20 protein-coding genes are annotated in these 17,922 nt (G+C 47.8%); 15 read left to right on the forward strand and 5 right to left on the reverse strand.

Annotated elements, in window-relative coordinates; genetic code table 11:
* Window positions 1-38: 38 nt before the first annotated feature.
* On the forward strand, window positions 39-1,577 hold the full coding sequence (locus KNO95_RS00830) for a hypothetical protein (RefSeq protein ID WP_214878153.1): 1,539 nt from the start codon (window positions 39-41) through the stop codon (window positions 1,575-1,577).
* A gap of 299 nt (window positions 1,578-1,876) precedes the next feature.
* A complete protein-coding gene (locus tag KNO95_RS00835; protein WP_214878155.1) occupies window positions 1,877-2,356 on the forward strand; it encodes a YxiG family protein in 480 nt (159 codons plus the stop codon).
* Window positions 2,357-2,525: 169 nt separating this feature from the next.
* On the opposite strand, the gene KNO95_RS00840 is transcribed toward KNO95_RS00835, so the two are convergent.
* The 5 genes from KNO95_RS00840 to KNO95_RS00860 form a co-directional block, all read right to left on the reverse strand.
* A complete protein-coding gene (locus tag KNO95_RS00840) occupies window positions 2,526-2,888 on the reverse strand; it encodes a DUF1304 domain-containing protein (RefSeq protein WP_214878157.1) in 363 nt (120 codons plus the stop codon).
* 1 nt (window position 2,889) lies between these two features.
* On the reverse strand, window positions 2,890-3,174 hold the full coding sequence (locus tag KNO95_RS00845; protein WP_026826548.1) for a putative quinol monooxygenase: 285 nt from the start codon (window positions 3,172-3,174) through the stop codon (window positions 2,890-2,892).
* A gap of 27 nt (window positions 3,175-3,201) precedes the next feature.
* Entirely contained in the window at window positions 3,202-3,840 is a 639-nt protein-coding gene (locus KNO95_RS00850; protein ID WP_026826547.1) for a nitroreductase family protein, read from the reverse strand.
* A 23-nt stretch (window positions 3,841-3,863) separates the two neighbouring features.
* On the reverse strand, window positions 3,864-4,274 hold the full coding sequence (locus tag KNO95_RS00855) for a MarR family winged helix-turn-helix transcriptional regulator (RefSeq protein WP_214878159.1): 411 nt from the start codon (window positions 4,272-4,274) through the stop codon (window positions 3,864-3,866).
* Window positions 4,275-4,379: 105 nt separating this feature from the next.
* Window positions 4,380-5,147 carry a hypothetical protein gene (locus KNO95_RS00860; RefSeq protein WP_214878160.1) on the reverse strand — a complete coding sequence of 256 codons (768 nt, stop codon included), beginning with the start codon at window positions 5,145-5,147 and terminating at the stop codon, window positions 4,380-4,382.
* A 180-nt stretch (window positions 5,148-5,327) separates the two neighbouring features.
* On the opposite strand from KNO95_RS00860, the gene KNO95_RS00865 reads away from it, so the two are divergent.
* The 13 genes from KNO95_RS00865 (at window position 5,328) to KNO95_RS00925 (ending at window position 17,915) form a co-directional block, all read left to right on the forward strand.
* Window positions 5,328-5,717 carry a GntR family transcriptional regulator gene (locus KNO95_RS00865; protein WP_214878162.1) on the forward strand — a complete coding sequence of 130 codons (390 nt, stop codon included), beginning with the start codon at window positions 5,328-5,330 and terminating at the stop codon, window positions 5,715-5,717.
* Entirely contained in the window at window positions 5,704-6,585 is an 882-nt protein-coding gene (locus tag KNO95_RS00870; protein WP_214878164.1) for an ABC transporter ATP-binding protein, read from the forward strand. The genes KNO95_RS00865 and KNO95_RS00870 overlap by 14 nt, the downstream gene beginning before the upstream one ends.
* Window positions 6,575-7,699 carry an ABC transporter permease subunit gene (locus tag KNO95_RS00875; protein ID WP_214878166.1) on the forward strand — a complete coding sequence of 375 codons (1,125 nt, stop codon included), beginning with the start codon at window positions 6,575-6,577 and terminating at the stop codon, window positions 7,697-7,699. Before KNO95_RS00870 ends, KNO95_RS00875 begins: the two co-directional genes overlap by 11 nt.
* A 12-nt stretch (window positions 7,700-7,711) precedes the next feature.
* On the forward strand, window positions 7,712-8,176 hold the full coding sequence (locus KNO95_RS00880; RefSeq protein WP_214878168.1) for a DUF4825 domain-containing protein: 465 nt from the start codon (window positions 7,712-7,714) through the stop codon (window positions 8,174-8,176).
* Window positions 8,177-8,311: 135 nt separating this feature from the next.
* The gene (locus tag KNO95_RS00885; protein ID WP_026826540.1) at window positions 8,312-9,985 is read left to right on the forward strand and encodes an AMP-binding protein; all 1,674 of its coding nucleotides are present in this window, start codon (window positions 8,312-8,314) and stop codon (window positions 9,983-9,985) included.
* An 80-nt stretch (window positions 9,986-10,065) separates the two neighbouring features.
* Window positions 10,066-10,644, forward strand: a complete 579-nt coding sequence (locus tag KNO95_RS00890; RefSeq protein WP_214878170.1) for a fatty acid metabolism transcriptional regulator FadR — start codon at window positions 10,066-10,068, stop codon at window positions 10,642-10,644.
* Window positions 10,645-10,723: 79 nt separating this feature from the next.
* Complete coding sequence (locus KNO95_RS00895) at window positions 10,724-11,497, forward strand: electron transfer flavoprotein subunit beta/FixA family protein (RefSeq protein ID WP_026826538.1); 774 nt, start codon at window positions 10,724-10,726, stop codon at window positions 11,495-11,497.
* Window positions 11,498-11,511: 14 nt separating this feature from the next.
* Complete coding sequence (locus tag KNO95_RS00900) at window positions 11,512-12,477, forward strand: electron transfer flavoprotein subunit alpha/FixB family protein (protein ID WP_026826537.1); 966 nt, start codon at window positions 11,512-11,514, stop codon at window positions 12,475-12,477.
* Between the two features lie 107 nt (window positions 12,478-12,584).
* Window positions 12,585-12,899, forward strand: a complete 315-nt coding sequence (trxA, locus tag KNO95_RS00905) for a thioredoxin (protein ID WP_026826536.1) — start codon at window positions 12,585-12,587, stop codon at window positions 12,897-12,899.
* 347 nt (window positions 12,900-13,246) lie between these two features.
* Window positions 13,247-15,673 (forward strand): Na+/H+ antiporter subunit A, encoded by a 2,427-nt coding sequence (locus KNO95_RS00910; protein ID WP_214878172.1) that lies wholly within the window; start codon window positions 13,247-13,249, stop codon window positions 15,671-15,673.
* Window positions 15,660-16,097: a Na(+)/H(+) antiporter subunit B gene (locus KNO95_RS00915; protein ID WP_026826534.1), complete on the forward strand. Its 438-nt coding sequence runs from the start codon at window positions 15,660-15,662 to the stop codon at window positions 16,095-16,097. Before KNO95_RS00910 ends, KNO95_RS00915 begins: the two co-directional genes overlap by 14 nt.
* Window positions 16,097-16,438: a Na(+)/H(+) antiporter subunit C gene (locus tag KNO95_RS00920; RefSeq protein ID WP_026826533.1), complete on the forward strand. Its 342-nt coding sequence runs from the start codon at window positions 16,097-16,099 to the stop codon at window positions 16,436-16,438. Before KNO95_RS00915 ends, KNO95_RS00920 begins: the two co-directional genes overlap by 1 nt.
* Window positions 16,431-17,915 carry a Na+/H+ antiporter subunit D gene (locus KNO95_RS00925; RefSeq protein WP_026826532.1) on the forward strand — a complete coding sequence of 495 codons (1,485 nt, stop codon included), beginning with the start codon at window positions 16,431-16,433 and terminating at the stop codon, window positions 17,913-17,915. Before KNO95_RS00920 ends, KNO95_RS00925 begins: the two co-directional genes overlap by 8 nt.
* The last annotated feature ends 7 nt before the right edge of the window (window positions 17,916-17,922 follow it).

Here is a 17,922-nt window from a genome sequence, read left to right on the forward strand (position 1 = left end):
CGATATTGTGTGCTAAAAATTATGTTAGGGGTTAGTCAATGGAACTTGTACAGCAATTATCTCAAATGCAACTGATCAACCAATTCTGGTTGCTTATGGCCTTCATCATCCCGATGGTCATTTTATCTCGTATGGTCGTGGCTGGGACGCGCTTCTCGCCGATCCTCGTTATCGTCATCTTCGGTCTCGGTCTTGGATTTGGTATGGTCGAGCTCGGTATCGCGACACCAGGTCTTCCTGAATTCCCGCTCGTCGACTTCTTGTCACGGACGACAATCATCGCGTTAGTCGTTTCGTTCTTCGTCGGTGGACAAGAACTTCGTAAAATTTTAAGCAAACAAGAGCTCGACATGGAGGACATCGTCGTTCCTTCTAAAGAAGAGATGTTCCTTGGGACAGGACGTACGCAGTTCATCTTCATCCTTCGTTCGTTCTTCTTGCTCGTCGGATTGGAAGGGTTCTTCCGTATGGCAATCGAGCCAGGTACCGCAGAAGGGATTGCGCTTTACTACCCAATCCTCGCACTCCTCGGTCTTGCTGTGTCGTTCTTACTCATCGACCATAAAGCACAGATTCAGGACAAGAAAGTATACATGCAAAAAGGTGTCATCGAGACAGTCCTCTTGCTTGTCATCTTGTTCGTCTCGTTCTTGATTGCGACAGCGGTTCAGCCGATTATCGCACTTCCGCAAATCTTCTTTGCGATGTTGATCTCGTCGGCGCTCGGTGCTATCTTCCAAAACTGGACGTATGGACCGACTATCCGCGCGCTTCTCTTCGCAGGGATCCCGGTCGTCTTGGCTGCCAACTTCATGGTCGGTGGGTCACGAATCGGTGACGCGTTCGCGATCGAAGGCATGAACTCGATTCTCGTGTACGGTTTCTTCGGTCAGTTGTTCTGGATGTTCGGTGGAATCGCGCTCATCATGTGGTTCGCTCGTACGGGTCACATCCGTAACCTTGCGCCAGGTATGGCGGGGTCACTTTCGCACAGTGGTCTCACAGGTGCATGTACAGCCGGGGACTTCGGTCAAGTGGCGGCAAAACGTGCGCCAATCATGATCAACATCCCGTTCTTCGGACACATCTTCGTCTTCTCGATTCTTGCAGTCAGTGCCGACAACGGCGCGCTCTGGATCTGGCCGACAGCTATCATTGTTTTGATTGGTCTCGCGCTCACGGCGCTTGCGTTGAAAAACTTACGTGCGGCGAACGGGGAAGACTTTAAAGAAGTCAAAGCGCTCATGCAGTTCTCGTTCGGATGGCAGATGATGGCCGTCTTCGGTGGTCTCGTCATTTTGACGTTCAGCACGATTCCGTTTGATTACACGACGATGGCACAATCGTCAGCAATCTCGCACTTCGGCTTATTCGCAGCTGTCCAAGGCGGTATGTTCGGGACGGAAGCATCGCTTCTCATCCCGCTCATCTTCTCGATGCCGTTCCTCGTGCACCCGATCGTCTTCTATATGTTCGGGAAAGCACTCGACAACAATGGTGAAATGCCACGTGTACCGGTATATGCGATGGCGCTCGTCGGTGTCGTCGGTGTATCTGCAGCGATTTTCGTTTTGTAACAGGACTCCGCTCTGACTTCGGTCAGGGCGGTTTTTTTGATGAAATGGATATGGTAGAGTTTGAAGGAAAGTAGAAAAAATTAGAGCAACATCTTATCGGATTTTAAAGGGGATATGAACTAATCCTTTTCAGGGTATGATTGATAAACGATAAATGATTTCGATACGACATAAAAAGCAGGAAATAGTTATTTGAATAATGGAAGTTGGATTCGGCGAGCATAAAGAAGCCAGAGTCATCTCCATCAACCATTATTTCGCTTATAAAAAAATTTAAAAAGTGAATGAGGTAAGGGGAAATGAATGAGAACGAAATCAAAATGAATGAGTCTTTAGAATTCTTGGTCAACGGTTGGGAAATTGCAAAGTTAGATATCGATTACTTCAATGAGACGATTACACTCTTGGTAGAAAGTGTAAAACAGCAATCTATACTGAGAACACGAGTTTCTTTCAAAGAGGTTCTTTCATACTGTGTTTATCAAGAAGAAGTCGTTTATAATGAAGATCCTTATGAAACATACAGACTTAACAATCGTGAGAAAGATGATAGTTCTTTCGTCAGCGAGATTGGTTATCACCCAAATGGATTTGCACACATAAAAATTAAGAGCTTAGATTCTGAATTAACAGCGATTGAAGAAATAACATCAAAAACTAACTTATATTTTCAAGTGAACAACAAAGATCATTTCTTTATCGAATGCAATGTCATTGAAATCAATGACGAGACTTTTGAAGACTTGATTCAAACGAGCGATAGTTTAAGAATTACTTAATACTTTTCCAGTCATACAAGGAACGGATGTCTACTAATGATGGCTATCTACCTTTTCTTGAAGAAATACCTGTCGAAACTGTTGTTATCAAGAATCTTTACATTGTACTGGAACGATGACACTCAATAAAAAAGCGTCCGACCATTTCTCAGGTCGGACGCTTTTTCTGTCATAAGATCACCATCGAGATCAACGTCAAGATGGCGAGCCCACCTTGTGTCAGGATAATCTTCTTGTCACTCGTGATACTGCCATATAGGGCAACGAGGATGATATAGGTCAGAATCATGGTGACAATCTCGACCGGATTAGGGGAGACGTATAGCCCGTATAAGAGCCCGACCCCAATCAATCCGTTATAGACGCCTTGATTTTTGAACAAAACCGATACGGAGTCTCTCGTCAGCTCGTCTTTCGACATGTGGAAGATACGTGACGTCGAGGAAGATGCCGTCGCAATCGTCTCTATATAGAAAATATAGAAGAACTCGATCGCGACGAGCGTCCCGAGCACAAGGGTGAGCGTCGACAAATTAGTTGACCGCTGCTACTTGCACGACCGGTTTCGCTGACACGTAGTTCGCGACGTTTTGTGCGAAGTTGATGAGGACCGGGTTTTGGTTATGCTGCTCGAGAGCGGCTTGGTCTTCCCAGTTCTCGATCATGACGAAACGGTTCTCGACAGACGTTGACTCGTATAGGTCATATCCGACGCAACCCGCTTCTTGTTTTGATGAGTCGATTAAGACTTGGATGTCACGCAAGAAGTTCTCGCGCTGTGATGCTTGGATATCGAATGTGGCGTTTACTAAGATCATGGGTAATTCCTCCGATTGTGTGATAGATTATTTGAACGAAGTGACCGTTTGAGCGTCAAGACGTACAGATTTATAACCTTCTTCTGCAGCTTTTCCGACAGACAAGATCATGACGGGTACGTAGCGATCTTTATCGAGACCGAACGCTTCTGCGAGTTGGTCTTTTTCGAATCCACCGATTGGGTTCGTGTCATAGCCGTGTGCACGTGCTGTGAGCATGAATTGCATCGCTGCGAGACTTGCATCGATTTTCACGATGTCGTTCATCTCTTGTTTCGAGAGGTTTTTGTAGTAAGGGATGATCGCGCCGAGTTGTTGGTCGCGAACTTCTTGTGGCATTTTGCCTGCTGCGACCGCTTGATCGTAGATTTGTTCGCCGTACTCGTAGCACTCCATGTCTCCGAAGATGAGGAGCATTGCAGAAGACGTGTCGTTTTGACGTGTGTTGAAACGGATGAGTGGCTTGAGCGTCTCTTTCGCTTCTGGGCTCTCAACGACGACGAAGCGCCATGGTTGCATGTTGACGGATGATGGAGCCGTTGTTGCTTCTTGGATCATTTCGAGCATCTCTTCTTGTGAGATTTTAACGTTCTCATCATACACACGGATTGATTTGCGGTCGAACATGATATCTGTAAATGTGTTGTTTTCGAATGTAGTTGCCATTGGTGAATTCCTTCTTTCTCTGTTTAGGCGTGGCTGTTCAATTTTTGAAGCAACCCGGATAAGTGGTGAATCTCTTCATCGGACAAGGCTTGTAAGACGAGGTGGTTTGCCCGTTCGTCTCGCTCGCAATGACCGAGATCTTGCTCTGCTTTCTCTGTCACGCGGACGAACATCTCGCGATGGTTCTCCGCGTTCCGCTCTCTGACGACATATCCTTTCTCTTCAAGGATTTTTAAATGTCGGGTGATCGCGGCATTGTCGATTTTCATCTCTTCTTTAATCACGCGTTGCGAACAGACGCCTCGTTCTTTGACGATTTGTAGCATCTCGTAGCGGGTCAGGCTGAAGCCCGTCTCCCGTTCGAACGACGATGCGACGTTTTGTTCCGCCAACTTGATTTGGTAAAGTAATCGGCTGATTTCACGTAGGTCCATTGCGTCCCACCTTTCTCAATTGACTTATCAATCGTTGACTTGTCAAACGATACAACGTTTCGGATTGTCTGTAAAGTCAAACGCTCAAAAAAGACGACACCAAAATTATCGTGTCGTCTCGTCTTCGATGGGAGTGCCATCAAAATGATATTCTGTCGTGAATGTCGTCTCGTCGAATCCGTATAGACGATCGTATTCGTTCAAGTCCTCAATCGTTCGCACATCGAGGAAGGACGGGTCGATATCAGACGCTTTGCGCGTGAACATCATGTACCGTTCTGTGTAGTCGTCGTTGCCTCCTGGTTTTCCGTCGAACGAGAAGTGAACCGAATAGACGTCGGACTCCACTGCACGGATGACGTCGAGAATCCGTTGTTTCTGTTCGTCCGTATTGTTCCAGTCTTCATGAAACATGATCGAGACGTCGAGATACGTCTTCGGATTCGTTTTATAGATAGACGTCGGGGTCGGAGAGATTTTTGCTTGCGCATCATCGGACACTCCGAGCGGTACTTCCGCGCGGACGGTCTCTTCTTCTTTTAAGATTCTTTGCGACACGAGTCTCTCGTGAATCGTCCGCTCTGCCTCGCGTTCCCAATACGTCTCGAGCACGTTGTCATGGATGGAGCCGTCACTATATGTCTCGAGGAAATAGGTGCCGGCGAACGGTTCTTTCGTCAAAGTCATTTCCCCGGTAAATCCTCCCATATGCCAGTCGCGAGATAGCTCGATGTCGGGTTGTTCCTGATACGTTTCTTTCACATAAGCACTGTATGCATCCCGTGCCTCTGACTTTTCATGCGTCGTATATACGAAGAGCCCGCCAGCAAGAAGCCCACCGGTCATACTTGCTACGATTCGTTTTCTAATCATTTCGTCACCTCTCGTTCAATCTACCTGATATTGAACGAGAATACCTCGGTCCAAAGTCTTATTCAAATCATTTCCATTTCCCTGTAAACTAAAAGTGCCCTCAAAGAACTATTGTAATTGCGTGTACTAATACATATAATACACTTAAAGAGTGACATTGATTATGAGAGGGTGTGACCCATGTTATACAAAATCGATATGAAAAGTTCAGAACCGCTATACGAGCAAATCGTCAATCAAACGAAAGAACTCGTTATCCGGGGGATTTTACGACCGGGAGACAAGGTGATGTCCGTGCGCGAACTCGCCACCGACCTCGTCATCAATCCGAATACGGTCAGTAAGGCGTACCAGGAGTTAGAGCGACTCGGGCTACTCGAGATGCGACGTGGACGTGGGACGTTCGTTTCCGAGGACTGGGTGGACGATGATGCGGCGAGAGGTCCGGTCATCACGTCGATTAAAAAAATTGCGATTGATTGCCATTATGCGAACGTGCCGTTAGACGAAGCCATCGACGTATTGCGGACGGAATATGAGAAAGTAGGGGAAGCCAATGCTGAAAGTTGAACAGTTAACTAAAAAAATTGACCGTCAGACGATTCTCGACGGCATCGACTTTACGGTCGAATCAGGAGAAATCATCGCGCTCGTCGGACGTAACGGTGCCGGTAAGACGACGCTTCTCCGGACGATGGTCGGCATCATCCGCCCAGATATGGGAGACGTATTATATGGAACGAAAAGTATCTTCAAAGACGCGGGATTGAAACGGGACGTCATCTTCGTGCCGGATTCTGCAGATGCGCTCAAACATTACACAGTGAACGAGGCGACGGACTTGTATGAGTCAATCTATCCATCGTTCAATCGTTCTGCATTCCGTGAAACATTGACGCGTTACAACATCGATAACAAAAAAATTCGCCAACTTTCAAAAGGACAGAAGGCGCTCGTCACGTTATCGCTCGCCTTCGCCGTCCAAGCGAAATACTATCTTTTGGACGAACCGACGGACGGTTTAGACGTCGTCGCCAAGTCAGACGTATTGAAACTGATGATCTCCCAAGTCGAGAAACGGAACTGTTCGATTATCGTCTCGAGTCACCAGTTACATGAACTTGAACGAATCGCCGACCGTATCATCATGATCGAGAGCGGACGTGTCAAAGCGATCATGTCACTCGAAGAGGCGCGTGCTCTCAGTATCAAGTGGCAAGTCGTCTTTAACGACCATGTCCCGGTCGAGTTGCTCGAACGAAAAGATATCGAAATCATCAGCGTGACAGGGCGGGTCGTGCTGTTCATGGCGAAAGAACGGACGGAAGAGCTCGAGGCGTTCGTCGATTCATACAATCCGATGCTCATCGAAGAGATCCCAATGTCTCTCGAGGACGTCTTCCGTATCCAGTTAGGAGGAGAAGCTCATGCCGTCTAAAGTGTTGTTGAAGAAAGATTGGAAACAAGTGTCGCTTCTTTGGATTTTGCTCGTCTTCTTAGGTGTCGTTGCCTTCACGGTGCCAGTGTGGACAGAAATGCAAGTATATGAAGAACAGATTAGCGACATGCAAGAAAATCCAAGTCAGTATTCGGATGTTTTACAGGGAAATGTAGAAACAATGAATACCGAGGATTTTTTCAATAGTAATTCTGACTATGGTTATCTTGGTGGACTTGAATCACTCATTCCGATGGGGGTCGTCATTTTCTTATTTGTCGTCTTCGGTGCGCTCATGGCGTCTGTCTTGATTGGAAGTGAACGAAACAGTCAAATGTCGGACTTTTCGATGTCACTACCATACACCCGCACCCAGCTTTACATATCAAAGTGGGTGATTGGCGTGACGGGTATCGTTGCAGCGACATTGGTTGGTGGAACGTTGATGTTCCTCATCATCCGTCTTTCTGTCTACTCCTTCTTGCTCGAAGGCAATGAATTCAAAGTGTTTGGGTTGATTCTTTTCTTACTATTATCGGGAATCTCATTTTTCTCTGTCTCGCTATGGATGGGGTCGTTTGGAGGAGAGTCAATTTCACAAGTCGTATGGACGTTCGTCGCCCTTGTCTTTCCGATGGGGATCTTACTCCTCATTCAAGGGTCACTTTTTGCCTTATCTCCAAATGCTTCCTATACATTTTTTGAAGATGCGTTTGAAAGTGTGCCGATGCGAATCCTGTCACCTTTGAATAACATCGTCAATACGGACATGTATTTACTCTTTGATTCTCGAGCGGAGTGGACTGAGTTTCTCACAATAGGACTGTTCAGTCCTATTGTCTTCATCGTTCTCACATTTGGTCTAGGGCTGTGGATGTTCAAGGAAGCACCTCAAGAGAACAATGGTCGCTTCTTCATGTTTTCGAACTGGTTGTGGCTCATCCATATCGTCATCGTCATTTGTTTCGCGATGTTAGGCGGCGTGTTCTTCTCGGGTGTTTTTTACCCGCAAAGCGTGATGTTGTATCTCGTCGGCTTTGTAATTGGTGCATTTCTAGCGCACTTACTCGCCAAGCGCCTGCTCTACCGATTCAACTTGAAACTAAAATCGTAAGGAGGTACATCCATGAAACGCTTCTATCTGTTGCTCGTACTCGTCATCTCATTATCAGGTTGCGCGAATCCGGAACCGAACGCCTTTGAATTTAGAGGTTCGAAAGTCGGAGACAATGCCGCCGTCGTCGGTATTGCCGAAGGTTTGCCGCTACATGAGTGTTATCGATCCGTCGAACTGCAGACGAAGAAGCGTCCTTATGGGTTGACCGTCCGTTACGAAGACCCGGGAATGGAGCGGGCGGAGCAAGAGCGTCTGGCGATTCGGAATGCGGCTGCATATTTCACGCTCATTCCGAACGCAGAGATCGTCCGTTTCGCCTTCCCGAACCGGACGTATGCCTTTTCCCGACCAGAGATGGAGGCTTGGTTCGGAACAGATTTTTCGAACATTCATCATGAAGGAGAGTTGAATAAAGTGATGAATCAAAAGCTTGAAAAACTGGATGCGACAGATTCCTATTTCAGGCGAGTTTGACAGCGATTGGATGACAAATCCGATCGCTTTTTTGATATATTCTGAAAATTATCGGGTAAAGGGTAGATGAAAGCGTTTTCTTAGCATTATAATGGAGTTAACTGAATGAGTATTCATTCTCAAGGAGGAACAGCGATGAACAAACCGTGGTTACAAGATTATCCAGAAGGTATGCCCCAGTCGATTGATTACGAGGTAAAGCCACTCTATGAGGCATTGTCTCGCGCAGCAAAGGATTATCCGGATCGTACGGCCGTTTCCTTTATCGGGAAAGAGTGGACGTTCGCTGAGATTGATGACGCCGCACGTCGACTTGGCACGATGCTCCAAGCGAAAGGTTTGGAAAAAGGGGACCGTGTCAGCCTCATGCTCCCGAACTGTCCTCAATATGTGATCTCGTTCTATGCCGTGCTCTATGCAGGTGGGACGGTCGTTCAGACGAATCCGCTCTACACGGAACGTGAGCTCGATAACCTCGTCACAGATGCGGGCGTCAAAATCGTCATCACCCTCGACCTGTTATATCCGAAAACGCTTCGTGTCAGTGAGAAGACGGAGATTCAAACCGTAATTACAACGAGTATCGCTGACTACCTACCTTTCCCGAAAAACAAACTGTATCCGATCAAAGTGAAACGTGAGAACAATATCGTCATCGATACGACCGGATCGACGCCGTTCAAAGATTATAAGGACTTTAACCCAATCACACCGCTCGAAATCGATCCGAAAGAAGATGTCGCTGTTCTTCAATATACAGGCGGAACGACCGGTCTTCCGAAAGGCGTCATGTTGACCCACTTCAATTTGACGGCGAACGCGGATCAAATCACGAACTTATTCTATAAGTATAATCGTGGGGATGAGAAGCGCGTTCTTTGTGTCGTACCTTTCTTCCACGTCTACGGGATGTCGTGTTGTCTAAACTTCGGTGTCACGAACGGCTATGAGCTCGTGCTCGTGCCTCGTTTTGAAGTAACGGATGTCCTGAAGACGATTCAGAAAAAGAAACCACACTTCTTCCCAGGTGCGCCGACGATGTATGTTGGGATTCTGAACGACCCGAAATTGAAGAAGTACGATTTGTCTTCGATCGAAGCATGTATCTCTGGGTCGGCACCACTTCCGATTGAAGTGCAAGAAGAGTTTGAGAAAATCACAGGAGGTCGTATTGTTGAAGGATACGGATTGTCTGAGACGTCTCCAGTCACACATGCGAACTTCTTATGGGATAAACGCATCGTCGGATCAATCGGTGCCCCGCTATCAGATACTTCTGCTAAAATAGTAAAAGCGGACGGAGAGACCGAGGCGGACATTGGTGAGATTGGAGAGATCATGCTGAGTGGTCCGCAGGTCATGAAAGGATACTGGCAGAAGCCGGAGGAGACAGCAGCCGTTTTGAAGGATGGCTGGCTCGCGACCGGAGACCTCGGATATATGGGTGAGGACGGGTTCTTCTATATCGTCGATCGGAAGAAGGACATGATTATCGCAGGTGGTTTCAACGTCTATCCGCGTGAAATCGAAGAAGTACTCTATGAACACCCAGCCGTCAAGGAAGCGGTCTGTATCGGTGTCCCTGACCCGTATCGCGGTGAGACCGTCAAGGCGTTCATCGTCCTCCGTGACAACACAAACGTGACGGAAGAAGAGTTCGACAAACATTGTCGTGAAAAGCTAGCAGCCTATAAAGTACCGAAGTTGTATGAGTTCCGTGATGAGTTGCCGAAGACGTTCGTCGGTAAAATTTTACGTCGCGTTCTCGTCGACGAAGAGAAGGCGAAGCAAGTGAAACAAAGCAGTTGACACCAAGCGTATGCATGATAGAATAATAAATGAATGAACCATCATTCATTTTTTCTGCAGCGGTAAGGAGCTTGGGGTTTATGACAAATAACATTTCAAAAAGTGACCGAATCATTGATGCGGCGGTCAAAGTGATTGCAAATCATGGCTATCACGGTGCAAAGGTGACAGCTATCGCCAAAGAGGCGGGTGTCGCGGACGGTACAATCTACTTGTACTTCAAAAACAAGGAGCATCTCTTGATCGAGTTGTTCCAAACGAAGATGGGGCTGTTCATCGACTACTCGAAGCAACAAATCGAGAATGAGGCGACAGCTAGTAATAAGCTATATCAGTTGATAGAATCTCATTTAAAGCAACTGTCGGCCGATTACGACCTCGCTGTCGTGACACAAATCGAACTGAGACAATCGAATCTGGTACTTCGCCAAAAAATTGGAGAAGTGCTCAAACCGTACTTGAATTTAATTGATTCTGTCGTCAAACATGGAATCGAGACAGGAGAGTTCGACACCGATTTAGACTATCGACTCGCCCGTCAAATGATTTTCGGCACAATCGATGAGGTTGTGACGAGCTGGATGGCGAGTGGCTTCAAGTACGATCTATTGTCGACACTTACGAACGTGCACCATATGTTAAAAAAGGGGCTTACTTAACAGTGAGCCCTATCACTAGCTCAAAAAATGAATGCTGATTCATGAATGATGGGAAGAATTGACTAAAGGGGGATCAACCATGAATATTTTTGTTTTGCTGAAACGTACGTTTGATACAGAGGAAGCGATTCAGCTCGAGAATGGGGAAATTCAAGAAGACGGTGCTGAGTTCATCATCAACCCGTATGACGAATATGCAGTCGAAGAAGCGATTCAAAAACGTGACGCACTCGGGGGAGAGGTCACGGTCATCACGGTAGGACCAGAAGATGCAGATAAGGAACTTCGTACAGCGCTCGCGATGGGAGCGGACAAAGCCGTTCGCATCTCAATCGAAGACGATGTCGAGGATGCGGATCACGTCACGATTTCAAAAGTCATTGCGACGTATTTGAAAGAACAAGACGCAGACCTCATTTTCGCAGGAAATGTCGCAATCGACGGTGGTAGCGGACAAGTCGCACCGCGTGTCGCTGAACTTCTCGACATGAACTACGTGACGACGATCACCGGTCTTGAAATCGATGGTACGACGGCAACGGTCACACGCGATGTGGAAGGGGACACGGAAGTCATCGAAGTCGCACTCCCACTCCTCGTGACGGCACAACAAGGATTGAACGAGCCACGTTACCCGAGCTTGCCAGGAATCATGAAGGCGAAGAAAAAGCCGCTCGAAGAACTCGAACTCATGGACATCGAACTCGATGAGGATGAAATCGAGGCGAAAATCGAGACGATCGAACGATTCTTACCAGAGGAGAAGAAAGCCGGGCGCATCCTTGAAGGCGATTTGTCGACACAAGTGAATGAGCTCGTACAACTTCTTCGCACGGAAGCGAAAGTCATTTAAGGGGGAGATCATAGATGAAAGCTTTAGTACTCGCAGAAGCGCGTGAAGGCGCGTTACGTAACGTATCATTTGAAGCCATCGCTGCGGCGAAACAATTAACAGACGATGTGACGGCAGTCGTGATTGGGGATCACGTGCAATCACTCGCCCAAGAACTCGGAGAACATGGCGCAAGCCGCGTCCTCGTCGTCGAAGACGAGCGTCTCAAACACTATACGCCAGACGGTTATGGACAGGTGCTCCGTCAGTTGATCGAGCAAGAAAAACCGGAAATGATTGTTCTTGGACACACGGCTCTAGGGAAAGACATCGCACCGAAACTTGCGGCACGTCTCGATGCCGGACTCATTAGTGACGTTGTTTCCATCGAAGGGACAGGTCGCGATGCAGAATTCGTTCGCCCAATCTACTCAGGGAAGGCGTTCGAAAAAGTGAAGTTCAAAGATTCGGTCATGTTCTTCACAATCCGCCCGAACAACATCGATGCGCTTCCTCGTCAAGCAGGCGCAAGCGTCTCTGTTGAAACGCCAGCAGTCGAATTGAAAGACCTCGCGATGATCGTCAAAGAAGTCGTGCGCAAGGCGACAGGAAAAGTCGACTTGGCGGAAGCGAAAGTCATCGTCGCAGGCGGACGTGGTGTGAAGAGCGAAGATGGATTCAAACCGCTTGAAGAGTTGGCCGAACTGCTCGGAGGAGCGGTCGGTGCTTCACGTGGAGCATGTGACGCCGACTACTGCGATTACGCGCTTCAAATCGGACAGACGGGTAAAGTCGTCACGCCGGATCTTTATATCGCATGCGGGATCTCTGGAGCGATTCAACACTTGGCAGGGATGAGTAACGCGAAAGTGATCGTCGCCATCAACAAAGACCCAGAAGCGAACATCTTCAGCGTAGCGGATTATGGAATCGTCGGTGACTTGTTCGATGTCGTCCCGATGTTGACGGAAGAATTCCGCAAACACCTCGTCAATAGCTAATAAGCAAAACGTTTTGGGGTTGTTACCCTCCGTGGTATACTCTGAACATGAATTGCATGAGAGTTCTAAATCAGGACTCTCTCATCTTATTGGGGAGGTTTTTATAAATGGCTATTAAACACGCAACGACTCAATCGTTTGAACAAGATGTTAAAGAGGGCGTAGTCCTCGTTGATTTTTGGGCAACTTGGTGTGGACCATGTCGCATGATCGCGCCAGTTCTTGAAGAACTTGATCAAGAAATGAGTGACCAAGTCCAAATCGTGAAACTCGACGTAGACGAAAATCCTGAAGTCGCGGGTGCTTTCCAAATTCAAAGCATTCCAACACTCATGATGTTCAAAGACGGTCAGCCTGTTTCTAAAACAATGGGATTCCAACCGAAAGAAGCATTAAAAGAGTTTATCGCGACAGCACAATAATTGCGTAGCAGCCGATGGTTTATCGGCTGCTTTTTTGTTTTGTCGACTGTAAAAGAAGGAAAAGAACAGGCAAGTAGGGAATAGAATGAGTTATTCCGTAGGGTATCACTCGGGTCATTTTCCGATACATAACGTCTGATTTCTAATTTTTTTTATAAGATTTCCGTCGGCTTCCTTCATATTTAACAGACAGAAAAAAATAACTAGGAAGCGTTTGAACTGGAAGCTTTTATCATGGAAACAGACTGAAAATTTACGCTATACTCATGAGGAAGACATGATGGAGTCAAGTGACCTTACTTTACGGCTCTATTAAGTGTACGACTCTGTTCGAAGGAGGAATTTTCTTGTCGGTGTTACATTTAGCTATTTTGTTGCCGCTCCTCGCGGCACCGTTCATCCCGTTTTTGTTTCGGGGGATGAAGCAAATTCATACAGGTTGGTTCGTCCTGATCGTTCCGGTCGTCCTCGTCACCTACTTCGCCGGATTCATTCCGATTACGAGTGCAGGGGACGTCGTGACAGCGACGATTTCGTGGATGCCGTCTCTCGGGATTAACTTCACGGCATACGTCGACGGACTCAGTCTGTTATTCGCCCTCCTCATTACGGGGATCGGGGCGCTCGTCGTCCTCTATTCGATTTATTATTTGAATAAGGATAAGGAATCGTTAGGACATTTTTATGTGTATCTCTTGATGTTCATGAGCGCCATGCTCGGGGTCGTTCTTTCGGACAACATGATTGTCATGTATATGTTCTGGGAACTCACATCGATTTCATCGTTTCTGTTGATCGGATACTGGTATGAAAAAGAGCGTTCTCGTTACGGTGCTCAAAAATCAATGCTTCTCACTGTATTCGGTGGATTATCGATGCTCGGGGGGATTGTCTTACTCGAGTCGATGATCGGCTCGTACAGCATTCGTGACATGGTCGCGAACTCAGGTGTCATCGCCGAGAGTCCGTTCTTCCTTGTTGCGATGATTCTCATCTTGCTCGGGGCCTTCACGAAATCTGCGCAGTTCCCGTTCCACATTTGGTTACCTGATGCGATGGAGGCACCGACTCCGGTCAGTGCGTACCTCCACTCAGCAACGATGGTCAAGGCGGGTCTCTATCTTGTGGCCCGTATGAGTCCGGTGTTTCAGGAGTCATCAGTATGGCTATGGACGATTGCAGGGGTCGGGATGTTCACGATGTTCTGGGGGTCGTTCAACGCTGTTAAGCAGACCGACCTGAAGGGGATCTTGGCGTTCTCTACGGTCAGTCAGCTTGGATTGATCATGTCACTTCTTGGTCTCGGGGCAGCTGCCCTTCATTATGACGGAATGGATGACAATATCTTTATGGTAGCGACAATCGCCGCTATCTTCCATTTGATTAACCACGCGACGTTCAAAGGTTCGCTCTTCATGATGGCTGGGATTGTCGACCATGAGACGGGCACGCGTGATATTCGAAAACTCGGTGGTCTGATGACCGTCATGCCGATCACGTTCACGATTGCCATCATCGGTTCGTTGTCGATGGCAGGTCTTCCGCCATTTAACGGTTTCTTGAGTAAAGAGATGTTCTTGAAGGCGACGACGAAAGTCTTCTCAGCCGACTTCTTTGCGCTCGATACGATCGGGATTTTACTCCCGGTCATTGCCTTCATCGGTAGTGTGTTTACGTTCATTTACAGCATCATGCTGTTCGCACGGACGTTCATGGGCAAAGCGAAGTTCGATCAGTTACCGAAACAACCGCATGAGGCACCAATCGGCATGTTGATTTCGCCGGTCATCCTAGCGCTTCTCGTTGTCGGTCTCGGGTTCTTCCCGAACGTGTTGTCGAACTCGCTCATTAAGCCAGCCGTCGAGTCGATTTATCCGACACTCGTCGCACAAGGCCAGGAAGTCGATGTCCACATCTACTTCTGGCACGGACTCACGCCTGAACTATATATGACTATCGGGGTCGTCCTCCTCGGTTCCTTACTGTTTTGGCAGATGGGCAAATGGATGGGGATTTACAATCGCATCCCACACCGTTTGACGCTTAACGGAGTGTACGATGGTACGCTCGTTTGGTCGAATAAGGCAGCGTATCGCTTTAAAGACAACTATATGACTGGTTTCATCCGGTCGTATTTGATTTATATTTTCGTCTTCCTTTCAGGAATGATGCTCTTTAGCATTTGGTGGTTCGACATGTACAAGTTCTCATTCGAGAACTTGGCTGAGATTGCGCCGTATGAATATGTTCTCGGAGCTGTTGTCATGCTCGGTGCGCTCGCGATTCTATTCATGAAGTCGCGTCTCCCGTCCATCATCTTACTTGGAGTCGTTGGTTACGGCGTAGCCCTTTTCTTCGTCTTCTTCGGTGCACCTGACTTGGCGCTCACCCAGCTCGTCATCGAGACGGTCTCTGTGGCACTGTTCTTGCTCGTCTTCTATCACATGCCAGAGATCAGCAAGAAGGAAGTACGCATGCGCTTCAAAGTAGGGAATGCCATCGTGGCCATTCTTGTAGGAACGACCGTGACGCTTCTCAGTTTCATGGCGCTCACGAATAAATCGCTCACGTCGATCTCGGAATTTTATAAAGAGAACGTATATGAGCTCGCAGCAGGGAAGAACATGGTTAACGTCGTCCTCGTCGACTTCCGTGGATTTGATACCTTGTTTGAAATCGTCGTTCTCGGACTTGCGGCACTCGGGATTTACACGATGATTAAATTTAGAACATCACGACGTACGAAAGGAGAAGGTGCACATGAAGCAAAATAGCAAACCCGTCAATGATGTCATTTTGCAGACGGCTGCGATTATCATCTTCTTCATCATCGTCATCTTCTCAATCGATTTGTTCTTTGCCGGTCACTATTCACCAGGTGGAGGCTTCATCGGTGGGTTGATGACATCCGCGGCACTCGTCTTACTGCTACTTGCATTTGATTCGAAGACGCTCGCGAACGTGCTCCCAATCGACTATCGTCTCATGACAGCGACGGGGTTATTGATTGCGCTCGCGACAGGTCTTCACTCAATTTTCTTTGATCGTCCGTTCTTAACGCACGCCTACGGAAAGTTTGATTTGCCACTTCTCGGTGAGCAGACACTCCATACGGCGATTGCGTTCGATTTAGGGGTCTATCTCGTTGTCATCGGTGTCACCATGACGATCATTCAAACGATTGGAGAGAGTGAATAATGGAAATCTTCGTTAGCATCATCATCGGTGTTCTGACGATGTGTGCGGTCTATCTTGTTCTCTCAAGAAGTTTGTTGCGCATCATCATCGGCACGGCACTATTTAGCCACGCGGCACACTTGCTCGTCTTGACGACGGCAGGTTTGAAGACAGGGGATGCCCCTGTCCTTGTGGACGGCGTGACTGAATTTACGGATCCGTTACCACAAGCGCTCGTCTTGACGGCGATTGTTATCAGTTTCGGTGTAACGGCGTTCTTCCTCGTACTTGCATACCGCACATACCAGGAGCTCAGCACGGACAATATGGAAGAAATGAAAGGAACAGAATCGTATGATTAACTTACCGGTCTTTCCAATCGTCATTCCTGCGCTTGCGGCCATCATTATGATGTTCATGCCAAAACGGGTCCAACTGCAGCGCGGGATGGCTCTTGGAGCTTTAGTCATTACTTCGATCGTGTCACTCTTTCTCGTACACACGGTCTCCGTTGAGGGAATTCAAACCCTCAACCTCGGGAACTGGCAAGCACCTTTCGGGATCAGTCTCGTATCGGATATGCTGTCAGCCCTACTCGTGACGACGTCGACACTACTCACACTATTTGTCGTATGGTTCGCCGTCCATTATTTTTCAGATTCGTATGAAGGGAACTACTTGTACATCGCGATGTTGTTCTTGCTCGTCGGGGTGAACGGTGCCTTTACTACGGGTGATATTTTTAACTTGTTCGTCTTCTTTGAAGTCTTCTTGATGTCTTCATACGTGTTGATCGTACTCGGTGGACGTGGTGTCCAATTACGGGAGTCAATCAAGTACTTGCTCGTGAACATCATCGCCTCGGCGCTCTTCGTCATGTCGGTCGCTCTGCTTTATGGCGTGACAGGCACGCTCAACTTGGCGGACTTGGCGATGAAAATCCCGCTCGTCGATAACCCGGACGTCATCACCGTCATCGGTGTACTCTTCGTCATCGTCTTCGGGATGAAAGGGGCACTCGTGCCACTTCACTACTGGCTCCCGGGAGCATATGTGGTCGCACCGACCCCGATTCTCGCGATGTTCGGGGCACTCTTGACGAAAGTAGGGGTGTACTCGATTTTACGGACGTACACGTTACTCTTTGATGGGAACGGTGAGTTTTTACAGACGTTCCTCATGGTGCTCGCTGTCCTCACGATCTTCATCGGGATGACAGGGGCAATCGCCTATAACGATGTGAAGTTGATCATCATCTACAACATTATGATTGCGGTCGGGGTCATTTTGTACGGAATCTCGGTCAATACGCAAACGTCTCTTGAAGGGTCGCTTTACTATTTGATTCACGATATGATCATCAAGGCGGTTCTCTTCATGCTCGTCGGGATGATGATTGGCATCACCAAATCTGGTCAACTCCGTGATATGGGAGGACTCATCACCCGTTTCCCGCTGTTCGGATGGACGTTCTTCGTCGCAGCTCTCTCGCTCGCGGGAATCCCGCCACTCAGTGGATTCTTCGGGAAACTATTAATTGTGTCAGGTGGTATGGATGAAGGGCAGTTGTTCGGTCCGTTGCTCGTCCTCTTATCGAGTCTCTTTGTCCTCTATTCGGTCATGAAGATCTTCTTGAACGGATTTTGGGGAGAGGCGAAGCGTGAGTATGATGGACCGCTCGTCCCATATACGAAACGTTTAATTGTCCCTGCCTTCTTGCTGCTCGTCATTGCGGTCGGTTACGGATTCGGGGCAGAAGCCATCCATCCGTACATCACGCAAGCAATCGAGCCGCTCGTCAATCCAGAAATCTATATCGATGCCGTGATAAAGGAGTGAAATACAG

Source organism: Exiguobacterium sp. ERU653, assembly GCF_018617775.1.
GTDB lineage: Bacteria > Bacillota > Bacilli > Exiguobacteriales > Exiguobacteriaceae > Exiguobacterium > Exiguobacterium marinum.